The sequence below is a fragment of the Streptomyces prunicolor NBRC 13075 genome (assembly GCF_000367365.1).
Taxonomy (GTDB): Bacteria; Actinomycetota; Actinomycetes; order Streptomycetales; family Streptomycetaceae; genus Streptomyces; species Streptomyces prunicolor.
Window position 1 is genome coordinate 17,296 of record NZ_BARF01000106.1, and the last position, 12,765, is coordinate 30,060.

The following is a 12,765-nucleotide window of genomic DNA, read 5'->3' on the forward strand; positions in this document are numbered from 1 at the left end:
ACCGGGACCCGGCTTCGGCCCCGTCCCGGGTGAGCGCCTACGCTGCTCGGGGCAGGCAGCCGTAACCCGGAGACCAGCGGAGAAGGGACGTCACCCGTGGCAAGCGACCGACAAGGCGCAGTCGAGGCCGCCGCCGACGCGTCCCGTCCCCTGCCGCCCGGCCAGCGTCATGTGCACGGCTGGCCGGTGTCGCACTACGGGCCCGTCCCCCGGTTCCGTCCCGAGCGGTGGAACCTGCGCGTCCATGGTGCCACCGCCGACGGTGCCGAGCGCACCTGGACGTTCGACGAACTCGCGCCCCTGTCGCATGTCACGGTCGTCGCCGACCTGCACTGCGCGTCCGGCCCGACCTCCACCGACCACGAGTGGTACGGCATCCCCGCGACCGCCGTCCTGGACCTGGTCCCGCCCGCGCCCGAGGTCACGCATGTCATGGCCTGGGCGGAGTACGGCTATTCGACCAACCTCCGCCTGGCCGACTTCACGGCCTCGCAGACCCTGCTGGCCACTCACCACAACGGCGAGCCCCTCACCGCCGAACACGGCTTCCCGCTGCGCCTGGTCGTGCCCCATCTGTACGGCTACAAGAGCCCCAAGTGGCTGCGCGCCATCGAGTACCTCACCGAGGACCGGCGCGGCTTCTGGGAGGAGCGCGGCTACCACAACATCGCGGACCCCTGGAAAGAGCAGCGCTACTCCTACCAGGAGCAGGACGACGACGGGGCACACCCTCCCGATCGCTGAACAGCCTCCCGGTCGATGAGCGGCCTCCCGGTCGCTGACCCGAAACCCGCGACACGGCTCGACGATCACGACACGTAGCCTCGAACGCATGGTTACGCATCGTTTTGTGGACGTGAACGGCATCCGGCTGCACATCGCCGAGCAGGGCGAGGGCCCCTTGGTGGTGCTCCTGCACGGCTTCCCGGAGTCGTGGCACTCCTGGCACCGGCAGATCGGCGCGCTGGCCGACGCGGGCTTCCGGGTGGTCGCCCCCGACCAGCGGGGATACGGCACCAGCGATCATCCGGACGACGTCGACGCGTACACCATCTTCCACCTGGTCGGCGATGTCGTCGGTCTGATCCGGGAGTTGGGCGAGGAGAAGGCATACGTCGTCGGGCACGACTGGGGCGCGCCGGTCGCCTGGCACACCGCGCTGCTGCGGCCGGACGTGGTGCTCGGGGTGGCCGGTCTGAGTGTGCCGCCGCCGTTCCGGGGGAAGCGGCGGCCGATGGAGACGATGCGGGCGATCTTCGGGGGCCGCTTCTACTGGAACTACTTCGACCAACCGGGCGTCGCCGACGCCGAGTTCGCGCGGGACACCCGCACCACACTCCGCAAGTTCCTCTACTCCGCGTCCGCTGCCGCCTCTCCCTCCGGCGAGATCATGCAGCCGCTGGTCAACCCGGAGAAGGGCTGGCTCGCGGCCATGGAGGACCCCGAGGTGCTGCCGGAGTGGCTCACCGAGGACGATCTCGACGTGCTCACCGAGAGTTTCACCAAGGGCTTCACCGGCGCCCTGAACTGGTACCGCAACCTCGACCGCAACTGGGACCTGACCGCGCCGTGGGACAAGGCCGTCGTCACCCGGCCCGCCCTGTACATCTTCGGCGACCGTGACCTCGTGCCCGCCTTCCCCGGATCGCGCGACGTCATCGACCGACTCACGACCCTCATGCCCGGCCTGACCCGCCCGCCCATCGAGCTGACCGACTGCGGACACTGGACCCAGCAGGAACGCCCCGCCGAGGTGAACGCGGCGCTCATCGAGTTCCTCACGACCTGCGAGCGCGCTGCCGGCGCCGGGCCGGGAACGGGCTCAGAGCCTTCGTGATCGCCTCGGCCACTTTCTTCGGAGGAGCGGCCGGGGAAACCGTTCGCCCCGGTGACAGCCGGCGAGAGATCCTCTGGGCATGGAGTTCCTCTGCTACCACCGCGACCGGCCCGGCTCCCTCGCACTGCGCGACGCACTCGTGGAGGACCACTGGTCCTACATGGACCGGTATGCGAAGGAGCTGATCGCCCGGGGCCCGACCCTCTCCGACGACGGCGACACCCCGACCGGAAGCGTGCACATCCTCGATCTGCCCGATCCGGCCGCCGCCCGCGCGTTCGCCTTCGACGAGCCGAACTACCAGGCGGGCGTGTACCGGGACGTACTGCTGCGCCGCTGGCGCAACATGCTGGGCCGCACCATGTGGGACTTCCCCGGCGGCCGGACCGGCGGCAACCGGTACCTGGTGCTCGGCCTCGGCACCGGCCAGGCCGTGGATCTGGCGCTGCCGCCCGGATCGGACGAACTGATCGCGTACGGGCCGCTGTTGTCGGACGACGGCGCCACCTGGCTCGGCACGGCCGCCTTGCTCCGGGCACCGGACCCGGAGACGGCGCGGGCCGTGCTGACCCGGGACCGGTACGCCGACATCGAGGTGCACAACTGGCAGTTCGGCGGTCGGCCGACCTGACCGGAGAGTCCGACAACGCAGCCTGCTGGGAGGTGCAGCCTCCCAGCAGCGAGGAAACCGGTCGTGGCAGCAGGGCAGGTCACCGGCGCATGCTGGCTGTTCGATGAACCACAACTATCCCCGAACGGGCCCCCTCACCATCACCGTCCTCGTCTTCCCGGGCGTCCGGCTGCTCGATGTGACCGGCCCCATCGAGGTGTTCGCGTCGGCCGACGAGTTCGGCGGACGCTATCGGGTGCGGGTCGTGTCCGAGGACGGCGCCGCGGTGATCACCTCCGCCGGAACCCGTATCGGCGCGGACCTCGCGGTCGACGACGTGCGCGAGCCCTACGACGTCCTCGTGGTCCCGGGCGGCCCGGAATGGGAGACGGCCATCAAGGACGACACGCTCCTCGACGCCGTACGGCGACTGCACGGCATGGCCCGTTGTACGGCATCGGTGTGCACCGGCGCGTTCCTGCTGGCCGCGGCGGGACTGCTGCGAGGGCGTCGAGCCGTGACGCACTGGCGGCAGTCCCGGCAACTGGCCGTGCGCTTCCCGTCCGTACGGGTCCAGCCGGACGCCCTCTTCGTGCGGGACGGGCCGATGATGACCTCGGCGGGTGTCTCGGCCGGTATCGATCTCTCCTTGGCGCTCGTCGAGGAGCATTTCGGTGCGGAGGTCGCCCGGGCGGTCGCCAAGGACATGGTCGTCTTCATGCAACGACCGGGAGGACAGTCCCAGTTCAGCGTCCGCTCCCAGGTCCCGTACTCCCGTCAGGAGGCGCTGCGCCCGGTACTGGACGCGGTCGTAGCGAACCCGGGCGCCCCGCACACGCTGGCCGCCATGTCCCGCCGGGCGGGCGTCAGCGTCCGCCATATGAGCCGGCTCTTCGACGAAGAGGTGGGCACCACCCCGGCCCGGTATGTGGAGCGGGTCCGGCTGGAGGCGGCCCAGGTGCTGCTGGAGACCGGTGACGACTCCCTGCCGGTGGTGGCGCGCCGCACCGGGTTCGGCTCGGCCGAGTCGCTCCGCAGGGCATTCGTACGGCACTTGGGGGTGACGCCGGGCGCGTTCCGGACGAGCTTCCGGACGACCGGTACGGGCACAGTCACAGGCACACGCGTGGACACGGACACGGCTATGGCGAACACAGAACAGGACAGGCAGGCATGACCCCGAACGACCGACTCGACCTCGACTTCTCCAAGCCGGAGCTCGTCGTCATCCCGTGCGGCAGCCGCAAGCTGGACCATCCCGCGCGGGCCGCCGACCTGTACATCGGCTCGTACCACCGCGCCTGCCGCAAGGCTGCCGACGCGCTGCGGCCCGACCGGCTGCTGATCCTCTCCGCGCGGTACGGTCTGCTCGACCTCGACGACGTCGTCGAGCCGTACGACACCCCGCACGGTGCGACGGACGCTGTCGCGTCCCAACTCATCCTGGAACAGGCGACGTTGCGTGACATCGTGCGCCTCGATCCGGTCGTCGCTCTCGGCGGCGCACGGCACGTCGGTCTGGTCCGCTCCGTCTGGCCGCACGCCCTCACCCCGCTGGCGGGAACCCGTGGCATGGGCGAGCAGATGGCCCGCCTCGCGGCGCTGCGCGAAGGTCACGTCAACTAGCCCGTTCAGCCGGCCGAGTTGATCAGTTCCCGTGGTGTCGATGGGGCGGTCCGCGTGGCGACGTGGCGCAGGGTGCGACCGCCCACGACGATCCAGGCCAGGACCAGCAGCCCGTAGAAGACGACCGCGGGCCAGACGAACAGCACCGCGTCCGTGCGCGCCGCGAGGGTGCTGGTGGCGGTCACGAGCGCGCCGAACGGGAAGATGAACGACCACCAGGTGGGCGCGAACGGCAGCCCGGCGCGGATCGTCCGTACGGTCAGGGCGGTGGCGAGCGCCAGCCACAGCAGGGCGAAGCCCCACACCAGGATGCCGCCCAGCAGCGCGAGGACCTCGGCGCCCCGGGCGTAGAGCGCGGGCAGGGTGCTCGGTGCGGCGGTGGCCAGCGCGCCGAGCGCCGTCACCGCCTGGCCGAGGGCGCCGAGGCCGATCCACACCGTGGGCACCATGGCGCCGGTGGGCGCGTCGTGGTGCACGAGGCGGCCGTAGAGGATGGTCAGGACGAGTAGCGCGGCGACCAGGCCGAGGCCGAGCATCGCGTAGCAGCCGAGGAAGAGGGTGAGCCGGAGTTGGCCGGGTGGGGTGTGGGGGACGAGCAGGGCGCCGGTCGCGGCGGAGACCATCGGGGGCACGACCGGCATCAGCCAGCCGCCGAACGCCGCGTCCGGCGCGAAGCGGTGCCGGGTGACCATCAGGTACGGCACCGTGCAGGCGGTGGCGAGGCCGAGCACCGTACCGAGCGACCAGAGCACCCGGTCCAGGTCCAGCGCGGCGTCGAACCCGATCACCCCGCGCCCGAGCAGCAGTGCCCCGGCACCGACCGTGAGCAGTGCCATCGGCGGAGCTCCGAAGAACTGGGCCACGACGGGATCCGCCGCGTGCGAGCGCAGCGCCGCCCGATCCCGGTCCCGGAGACAGCCGACGGCCAGCACGACCAGCAGCAGTACGGCGCCCACCCAGACCACCGTGGCGGCGGTCCGCAGCCCGGGGAGGTTCCCCGGGAGGGTGACCGCCGCGTTGGCGACGATGCCGGTGCCCATCACGGCCGCGAACCAGCTGGGGTTGAGCGGTGGACGGGTCGCGCTGGGGGCCGTGGGCGGCAGGAAACGGGTGGAGGAGGGGCGGATCATGGCCCCAAGGTAGGTCGGGGTCGAGGCCGTGCTGTCGGTCATGTCCTGATGCAAGGGTGTCGTGGCAGATAGCGAGGGATCCGGTCCCCCGTGGTCACTCCCGCGCGTCCGCCTGGTCGGGCCGGGGTGACGGTAGCGGCGGGGAGGTGAACGTGGTGTTCGAGAAGTCGCGGCCCTGGAGGACCGGGGCGTAGTAACTGCCGCCGCTGATCGTGTTGTCGACCGTGCCGTCGCCCGTGCGGACCAGCCTGGCCTGCTCGTGCCAGGCGGTGAGGGCGGCGGCGAAGTCGGGGTCCAGTGCCGCGCGTACGGCCAGGGCCGTGCTCAGGGCGTGGGCCCGGGTCCTGTCCCCGGGGGCCTGCTGCAGGCGCACCAGTTCGTCCTCGCCCGGAACCGGCCCGCCCGCCCTGTCGTCGCCGCGGTGGAACGGTCGCCGTACGAGAGCCGTGAGTCCCGCCCACACCTGTCGTCCCACCTCGCCGCCCGCACCGCCGGCGAGCGACGCGAGCAGTCCTACCGACACCGGGTCCATCTGGCACCATCCTTGACGGGGCGTCACCACTCCTGCGTGAGGGGGAACGCCTGGCGGGGTGTGCCGGTTCCCGTCGGTCATGAAGTGCCGGGTCTGGCGCGTACGTGGAGGCGTACGAGTGCGCGCATGCGCCAACTGTCCGGCGCCGTACCGGACTCGATCAGGTGCAGGAGCGATGTGAGCCGGTCGCGGACGACGTCCTCGGGTTCCGCGCAGAGTGCGGCGAGTGCCGATGTGGTCGTCTCGGGTTCGTCGCTGTGGGCGAGCAGTCGCAGCAGCCGGGCCCGTGCCGGGTCCAGGCGGGCGTGGCCGGTGTCGAGGCGGGTGCGCAAGTCCCGGTCGGGATAGACGAGTTCGGCGAGGCGGGTGCGCGGGTCGGCGAGATCGGCGGTCAGTGTCGCGAGCGGGCGGTGCGGGCTCTCGGCGAGCAGTACCGCGGCGGTACGCAGGGCGAGCGGCAGGCCGTCGCAGAGGTCGGCGACGCGTGCGGCATCCTCGGGGTGGTCGAGGATCCGGGTGTCGTCGGGGTGGGCCATCGTCACGGCGCGGTGGAGGAGCCGTGTCGCGTCGGCCGTGGCCAGCGGGCGCAGGACCATGCGGTCCGTGCCCAGGCCGCCGAGGTGCACCGGTGTCGTGACGATCGTGGTCGCCCCTCGCGCCTCGGGCCGGCCGTCGATCGCGGCCGGGCCGCGCGCCTGCCCCGCTCGCGCGAGGGCGCCCTGTTCCACGTGATGCCCAGGCTGAGAATGCCCTCTTGAGTGTGGCCGGAACCGTAGGGGCACCCACCTGGTGCGTGCGCACCGCGTGAACCGATGTGTCCCGGGTAGGAAAAGGGCTCGGACGTGGCCGGACGGGCGGTCGCTCCTCGTGGTGAAGGGACGGTTGGGACATGACGTTGGAGCAGGCCGCCGAGGACGTGGTGGACGCGGTCGTCGTGGACGACGGACGGCTGCTGCTCGTGGAGGCGCAAGGCGGTTGGAGCCTGCCGTCCGGTGTTCCCGAGGAGGCCGAGACGGCGCAGGCCACCGCCGCGCGCGCGGTGTACGAACTCACCGGTTATCTCGTGGACGGTACGAGCCTGCTGGAATCCGAGTCCGGGGGTGCGTCGGCCGTGGTCTGCCAGTTGTTGAGCGACGATCCGTCGGGGGAGGCTCAGCTCACCGCGGGGCAGGTCCGCTGGGCACCGTTCGGCGAGGGTGTCCCCGCCGGGCTGCCGGCATCGGTGCGCACCTACCTGGAGGGCCATACGCCCGTTTAGGAAACACCGACTCCCGGGGGTGGTACCACTGGTACCGTGGACGTCATGCCGAACACGCCGAAAGCCATGAACCTCCGCTTCCGAGACCCCCGGCAGCGCGCGGCCATCGAGGCCGCCGCCAAGCAGGCCGGGGTCAGTCTGCAGGAGTACATCCTCTCGGCTGCCTACGCACGCGCAACGGCCGTCGAGGAGCGGTTCCTTGAGGGCTTCAAGGCGTCGATGGCGCGCAGCGGCGCGGCGTTCGCGGCCGAGGCCGACAGCGTCGATGCCGGCGCCGAGCAGCGGGCGGCCGAGGCGAACGCCCTTCGTGAACTCGAGCGCCAGGAGCAGGGGCACGCCGCGTGACCCAGCCCGAACCACCGCACACGCTGGACGTCACCTTCCTGCTGCACGCCGCCGAGCTGCTCGACCGTGATCCCCAGGTCGACGACTACGGCCCGCTCTACGCCGCTGCCGCCCGGGTCGACGCCCGCGCGATGGAGCGCGACATCTACGGGTCACTGCATCTCAAGGCCGCCGCCCTGCTGCAGACCCTGGCGAAATTGCCGTGCCTGGAACACTCCAACGAGGCCTTCGCCTGGCACGCCACCGAGGCCTATCTGATCCTCAACGAGCGCCGCCTCGACTACCCGCCCAAGGCCGCGGTGGCGCTCGTCCGCGACGCCGCCTCCGGAGAACTGGGTCTCCCCCGGATCGCCCGTCAGCTGCGCGACTGGACCACCGCCTGAACGCGTGAGGCCTGCGGGGTTCTAGGCCGTCGCCTTCCGGATGCGGGCGAGCAGGCTCCGCAGCTGCGCCCGGTCCTCCGCGTCCAGCTCGGCGGTCGCCTCCGCGAGCGCGAGGCCGTCGACCTCTTCCGCCTCGCGGTGGCACGCGCGGCCCTTGTCGGTGAGGCGCAGCAGGAACGCGCGGCGGTCGTGCGGATGGCGTACGCGCTCCACCAGACCGTCGCGTTCCAGGCTGTCGACGATGCTGGTCGTGGTCCGTGCCGCGACGCCGGTCATCTCACTCAAGTCCCGCATGCGCAGGGGCTGTTCGGTCCGCGCGAGCATCCGCAGGGCACGCAGCCGCGCGACCGAGGCACCGCCCGCGCGCAGCCGGGTCTCCACGAACTGGCGCAGCTGGTGCGTCGTTTCGTAGAGCTCGTCGACCAGGATGTCGCTGCTGCCGTGCACTGCCATGGCGTTCCCCGTTCCGTGGTGAGGGCCGATTGTACGAGCCCCGGCCGGTAGCAATGAGCCCTCACATAGTGAGTATGCTCAGCATGTGCTGCCGTTCCGACGCCCTCCCGTCTCTCCCGTCCCTCCCGTAACCTCTGACACCGCTGCCGCCTCCGAGGCCCGAATACGCCTCCGTCTCCGCCCCGGTCAGCGTCTCGTCGTCCCCGTCATGTGCGTCTGCGTGACGTTCATCGCGATCGTCGACGGGGCGATCACGACCGTGGCGCTCCCCTCGATCGCCCGCCAGTTCCAGCTGACGACCGCCGCTCTGGACGGGGTGGTCGTGGTCTACCCGGTCTGTCTGGCCATGGCCATCCCCGCCTCCGCCTGGCTGGTCGAACGGTTCGGCGCCAAGCGCGTGTTGCTCACCGCTCTCGGGGCGTTCCTCGTCTCGTCGCTGCTGTGCGGCGCGGCGGCCGACCTCGGTCAACTCATCGCCTCCCGCGCCGTGCAGGGCCTGTCCGCCGGACTGCTCTTCCCGGCCGCTTCCTCGCTGCTCTACAGCACCTTCAACTCCTGGGAACAGGTGCGGATCTCGCGGTACATGATCGTCCCGCAGCAGATCGCCCCGGCCGTCGCCCCGATGCTCGGCGGCCTGCTGGTGGACCACCTGTCGTGGCGTTGGGTGTTCTACGTCAACCTGCCGCTGGGGCTGCCCGCCGTCGTGTTCGGGGCGCTTTTCCTCGCCGGGCACCGGGGCCACCGGCCCGGCCGCTTCGATCTGACCGGGCTGCTGCTCAGCGCGGCGGCGCTGGGCGGGGTGATGTTCGGCGTCTGCGAGGGTCCCAACCGCGGCTGGTCCTCCCCCTCCGTCGTCATCGCTCTCGTCCTGGGCACGGTCCTGCTCGCCGCCGCCGTCGCCTTCGAACTGCGTGTCTCCGAGCCGCTGTTGAAGCTCCGGCTCTTCGCGGACCGGCTCTTCCGGGACACCAACCTGATCAATCTGGTGGGCCTGGTGCCGATCCTCGGCGCGATGTACCTCGGCCCGCTCTTCCTCCAGCAGGGACAGGGCCGTTCCGCGCTGGAGTCCGGCACGAGCACGTTCCCCGAGGCCTTCGGCGTCCTGCTGACGGTCCAGGTCGCCGGGATCCTGTACTCCAGGGTCGGCCCCCGGATCATCATCGGCTCGGGCCTGGCCATGGTGAGCGCCGTCCTGCTGCTCCTCGCCACCTGCGACCAGGACACCGGCCTGTGGACCTTCCGCGGCTACATGTTCCTGCTCGGCATCGGCATGGGCGGGGTCTTCATGCCGACCACGGTGGCCTCGCTTGCCACCCTCTCCCGCAAGGACCTGGCCCAGGCGTCCACGCTCAACACGGTCGTACGGCAGACCGGAGGCGCCTTCGCACCGGCGGCGGTGACCACGGCCCTGGTCCTGAGCACCCCCACGGCAGCCGCGGCGAATCCGCCCGTCTCCACCTACCAGCACGCCTACTTGACCCTGGCCGCCCTCGCGGCGGCGACCGCCGTCTTCGCCTTCACCATCCCCGATGGCCCGGCCCGCGCCGCGGGGCGCCGCACCACCGCGTCGGGCGGGACCGCTCCGCTGCGACGCCGGCATGAAGAGGCGCGCTGAAGCCTGTTCCGGAGGGCCGTGACCGGGGTGGCGCCGACCACGGCTCTCAGGGGGCGACCGGCGAAACCGACCAGGAATCCCGGGAGTTGAGCACGGCGGTCGTGCACCCGGCGAGCCGCTTGTACCCCTGGGAGACCTCCGTCGCCTGCTCCGCGGGCACCGGGCCGCCGATCTCCTCGGCCAGGGCGATGATCTTCTCCGGGCCCAACTCGCGGTTGGCCAGCACCAGTTGGTTCAGCGGTTCGCGGCGCAGGTTCTCGTACCACTCCAGGGCCCGTACCGGATCGTCGTGCTGCGAAAGCGTCCAGGCCAGGACACGTGCGTCGACGATCGACTGGGAGCCGCCGTTCATGCCCATCGGGTACATGGGGTGGGCGGCGTCGCCGACCAGGGTCACCCGGCCGAAACTCCAGCGCGGCAGCGGGTCCCGGTCCACCATCGGGTACTCGTAGATGTCGGTGGAGCCGCGGATCAGTTCGGGCAGATCGACCCAGGGCAGGTCCCATCCAGCTAGCTCGGCCAGCGCCTCGGCCGTCGGGATCGGGCGGTGGGAGCGGTCCGGATCCTCACCGGGTTCCGGCCGACGGGCCACCTCCAGCACCCAGTTCATCGACGTGGGGCCGCCCTCGTTCGCCGGGTCGGCCACCGGATAGGCGACGAACTTGTCCCCGGGGCGACCGCCGGCCACCACGATCGCGCGCCCGCCGAGGATGTGCGGGTGCCGGCTCATCCCCCGCCACATCTGCACGCCGTTCCCGCGCGGGGGCCCTTCTCCGGGATGGAGTTGGGCCCGCAGCCGGGAGTCGATGCCGTCGGCGCCGACGAGGACGTCGGCCTCGATCACGACGGACGCGCCGGTGTGTCGGTCCACGAAGTGCGCTGTCACGCCCGGCACTTGGTGTTCAAAAGGCCCTTGGTTCTCAATAGGCCCTTGGTTCTCAAAGCGTTCGAAGGCGATGCCGGTGCGGACCGCGTCGGGCCCGATGCGGGTGCGGACCGCGTCCAGCAGCAGCATCTGCAACTCGCCCCGGTGGACCGAGTATTGGGGCCACCGATAGCCGGCCGCCACGCCTAGAGGTTCCTCCCAGATCTCGCGTCCCTGCCGGTCGCAGTAGACCAGCCGTTCCGGCGGCAGCGCGATGGCGTCCAGGGCGTCGCCGAGGCCGAGTTCGGTGAGTTCGCGTACGGCGTGGGGCAGCAGGTTGATACCGACGCCGACCGCGTGCAGTTCGCGCGCGGACTCGCAGACGAGCGGCGTCATCCCCGCGGCGTGCAGGCTCAGGGCGGTGACGAGACCGGCGACTCCGCCGCCCACCACGACGATCTTCACGTGTTCTCCCTCTGTGTTCAGGGTCTGACGGCCGACGATGTTTGGCGCCCGACGGCCGGCTGCGCTCGGGTTCCGACGGCCGCCGGAACGCCGTCGCGAACCGCACGGCCACATAGCCTCGCGACCCCGCGTCCGGAGCGTCGGCCGACTCACCGCCCCCGGCACACACACCACGGCCCGCCGCACCAACTCGACCTGGAACGTTGCCAGTTCAGCAGGTGCGACAAGAACGACTCCCGGCACGGACACCGACGACAGCTTATCCGGAGGAACCACCTCCAGGTAAGATGATGTTGTTGCGCGGCGGCTTGATCCCGCTCGGAGCAGCACTGTCCTTTGTGGATCGGACGCCAGAGAAGGAAGCCCCCGATGACTCACCTGAACAGCCGGGATCGCTTACCGCAGAGGGCCGCCGAGGCCCAACTCATCCATATGGCACGGTTCGTGGCGCCGGCCGTGGCGGCCCACGTCGAACAGACCGAGCAGCAGCGCGCGTTGGCCGAGCCCAGCGCGAAGGCCCTGCGCGAGGCCGGGCTGTTCACCCTGGGTACGCCGCGCCGCCACGGCGGTCATGGCGCCGGTGTGCGCACCGCCGTGGACGTGTGTGCCGAGCTGGCCGCGGGATGCGTGTCGAGCTCCTGGCTCGTCGGCATCGCCTACGGGGCCGCGCTGTTCGCCTCGCAACTGCCCGACGCGGTCCGTACCGAGATCTGGGCGTCGGACCCGGATGCCCTGCTCTGCGGGGCCGCGAATCCGTCCGGCACGGTCACGGCGGTACCCGGCGGCCTCGAACTCGGCGGGCGGTGGCCGTGGATATCCGGCATCGACCATGCGGCCTGGGTGCTGTTGGGCATCGTCCGGGAGGACCGCGGCCGACCGGAGCGCGGGCTGGCCCTGGTCCCCGCGTCCGAACTGACGGTGGCGGACACCTGGCACATGGCCGGTATGCGCGGCACCGGAAGCCGGACGGCGACGGCGGAGCAACTCTTCGTCCCGGACGAGCGGTTCGTGTCGTTCGCGGAGATCGCCGAGGGCATCGGCGTCCGGCGTCATCCGGGCGAGGCCCGGGTCGTCTTCCCGCTGTCCATCAACCTGCCGCTGGTGGGCACGGGCGTAGGCATCGCCCGCGGCGCCCTGGAACTGGTCGTCCGGGACCTCGCGGGCGGCAAGCGGTCCGTCTCCCCCCTGCACACCCACACGGCGGACGCGGCTCCGCACCAGCTGAACATCGCCCAGGCCGCCACGCTGATCGACTCGGCCAGACTGCACGTACGGCGCGCGGCCGACGAGATCGACGAGGCCGCACGCGAGGGACGGCGCCCCGACCTGGAGACCCGGGCGCGGCTGCGGATGGACGGCAGCCACGCGATGCGCTGCGCCCGCGACGCGGTCAGTCTGCTGCTGGACACGGCCGGCGCGAGCAGCTTCTCCGACGACTCGGCGCTGCAGCGCGCGTGGCGCGACATCGGGACGGCCTCCCGCCACGCGGCCCTGAGCGTCGAGACCAGCCGGGAGCTCTACGGCCGCGTCCTGCTCGGCAGGCCGCTCCCCCACACCGACGTCGTCTGATCCCCAGCGCTCACGTCACCCGACACCGACACCGGCACCAGCACCAGCACCAGCACCAGCACCGAAGGAGACCCGGA

General features: G+C 71.4%; 15 protein-coding genes. 10 read left to right on the top strand and 5 right to left on the bottom strand.

The window, feature by feature from the left end; translation table 11 throughout:
- Positions 1-96: 96 nt before the first annotated feature.
- From SPR02S_RS44600 to SPR02S_RS44620, 5 genes are all read left to right on the top strand, one after another.
- The gene (locus SPR02S_RS44600) at positions 97-744 is read left to right on the top strand and encodes a molybdopterin-dependent oxidoreductase (RefSeq protein ID WP_019063544.1); all 648 of its coding nucleotides are present in this window, start codon (positions 97-99) and stop codon (positions 742-744) included.
- 88 nt (positions 745-832) lie between these two features.
- On the top strand, positions 833-1,837 hold the full coding sequence (locus SPR02S_RS44605) for an alpha/beta fold hydrolase (RefSeq protein WP_026151444.1): 1,005 nt from the start codon (positions 833-835) through the stop codon (positions 1,835-1,837).
- A gap of 79 nt (positions 1,838-1,916) precedes the next feature.
- Positions 1,917-2,468 (top strand): YciI family protein, encoded by a 552-nt coding sequence (locus SPR02S_RS44610; protein ID WP_019063546.1) that lies wholly within the window; start codon positions 1,917-1,919, stop codon positions 2,466-2,468.
- Between the two features lie 103 nt (positions 2,469-2,571).
- Positions 2,572-3,624, top strand: coding sequence for a GlxA family transcriptional regulator (locus SPR02S_RS44615; protein WP_019063547.1), 1,053 nt, complete (start codon positions 2,572-2,574; stop codon positions 3,622-3,624).
- Complete coding sequence (locus tag SPR02S_RS44620; protein ID WP_019063548.1) at positions 3,621-4,073, top strand: DUF6884 domain-containing protein; 453 nt, start codon at positions 3,621-3,623, stop codon at positions 4,071-4,073. Before SPR02S_RS44615 ends, SPR02S_RS44620 begins: the two co-directional genes overlap by 4 nt.
- Positions 4,074-4,078: 5 nt before the next feature.
- On the opposite strand, the gene SPR02S_RS44625 is transcribed toward SPR02S_RS44620, so the two are convergent.
- The 3 genes from SPR02S_RS44625 to SPR02S_RS44635 form a co-directional block, all read right to left on the bottom strand.
- The gene (locus SPR02S_RS44625; protein ID WP_019063549.1) at positions 4,079-5,245 is read right to left on the bottom strand and encodes a TDT family transporter; all 1,167 of its coding nucleotides are present in this window, start codon (positions 5,243-5,245) and stop codon (positions 4,079-4,081) included.
- A 52-nt stretch (positions 5,246-5,297) separates the two neighbouring features.
- Positions 5,298-5,735, bottom strand: coding sequence for a hypothetical protein (locus SPR02S_RS44630; RefSeq protein WP_019063550.1), 438 nt, complete (start codon positions 5,733-5,735; stop codon positions 5,298-5,300).
- Between the two features lie 77 nt (positions 5,736-5,812).
- The gene (locus SPR02S_RS44635; RefSeq protein ID WP_019063551.1) at positions 5,813-6,463 is read right to left on the bottom strand and encodes a hypothetical protein; all 651 of its coding nucleotides are present in this window, start codon (positions 6,461-6,463) and stop codon (positions 5,813-5,815) included.
- 161 nt (positions 6,464-6,624) lie between these two features.
- Between SPR02S_RS44635 and SPR02S_RS44640 the strand changes: the two genes are divergently transcribed.
- From SPR02S_RS44640 to SPR02S_RS44650, 3 genes are read left to right on the top strand one after another with little or no spacing between them, the layout of a single operon-like run.
- Positions 6,625-6,993 carry an NUDIX domain-containing protein gene (locus SPR02S_RS44640; RefSeq protein WP_019063552.1) on the top strand — a complete coding sequence of 123 codons (369 nt, stop codon included), beginning with the start codon at positions 6,625-6,627 and terminating at the stop codon, positions 6,991-6,993.
- A gap of 45 nt (positions 6,994-7,038) precedes the next feature.
- Positions 7,039-7,338, top strand: a complete 300-nt coding sequence (locus tag SPR02S_RS44645) for a type II toxin -antitoxin system TacA 1-like antitoxin (RefSeq protein WP_245607728.1) — start codon at positions 7,039-7,041, stop codon at positions 7,336-7,338.
- Complete coding sequence (locus SPR02S_RS44650; protein ID WP_019063554.1) at positions 7,335-7,721, top strand: toxin Fic; 387 nt, start codon at positions 7,335-7,337, stop codon at positions 7,719-7,721. Before SPR02S_RS44645 ends, SPR02S_RS44650 begins: the two co-directional genes overlap by 4 nt.
- Positions 7,722-7,742: 21 nt before the next feature.
- On the opposite strand, the gene SPR02S_RS44655 is transcribed toward SPR02S_RS44650, so the two are convergent.
- Positions 7,743-8,174 (bottom strand): MarR family winged helix-turn-helix transcriptional regulator, encoded by a 432-nt coding sequence (locus SPR02S_RS44655; RefSeq protein ID WP_019063555.1) that lies wholly within the window; start codon positions 8,172-8,174, stop codon positions 7,743-7,745.
- A 208-nt stretch (positions 8,175-8,382) separates the two neighbouring features.
- Here SPR02S_RS44655 and SPR02S_RS44660 point away from each other — a divergent pair, with 208 nt between their 5' ends.
- A complete protein-coding gene (locus SPR02S_RS44660) occupies positions 8,383-9,789 on the top strand; it encodes a DHA2 family efflux MFS transporter permease subunit (RefSeq protein WP_052347152.1) in 1,407 nt (468 codons plus the stop codon).
- 46 nt (positions 9,790-9,835) lie between these two features.
- On the opposite strand, the gene SPR02S_RS44665 is transcribed toward SPR02S_RS44660, so the two are convergent.
- Positions 9,836-11,119 carry an FAD-dependent monooxygenase gene (locus SPR02S_RS44665; RefSeq protein WP_019063557.1) on the bottom strand — a complete coding sequence of 428 codons (1,284 nt, stop codon included), beginning with the start codon at positions 11,117-11,119 and terminating at the stop codon, positions 9,836-9,838.
- A gap of 369 nt (positions 11,120-11,488) precedes the next feature.
- On the opposite strand from SPR02S_RS44665, the gene SPR02S_RS44670 reads away from it, so the two are divergent.
- Entirely contained in the window at positions 11,489-12,688 is a 1,200-nt protein-coding gene (locus SPR02S_RS44670; protein WP_019063558.1) for an acyl-CoA dehydrogenase family protein, read from the top strand.
- Positions 12,689-12,765 lie beyond the last annotated feature (77 nt).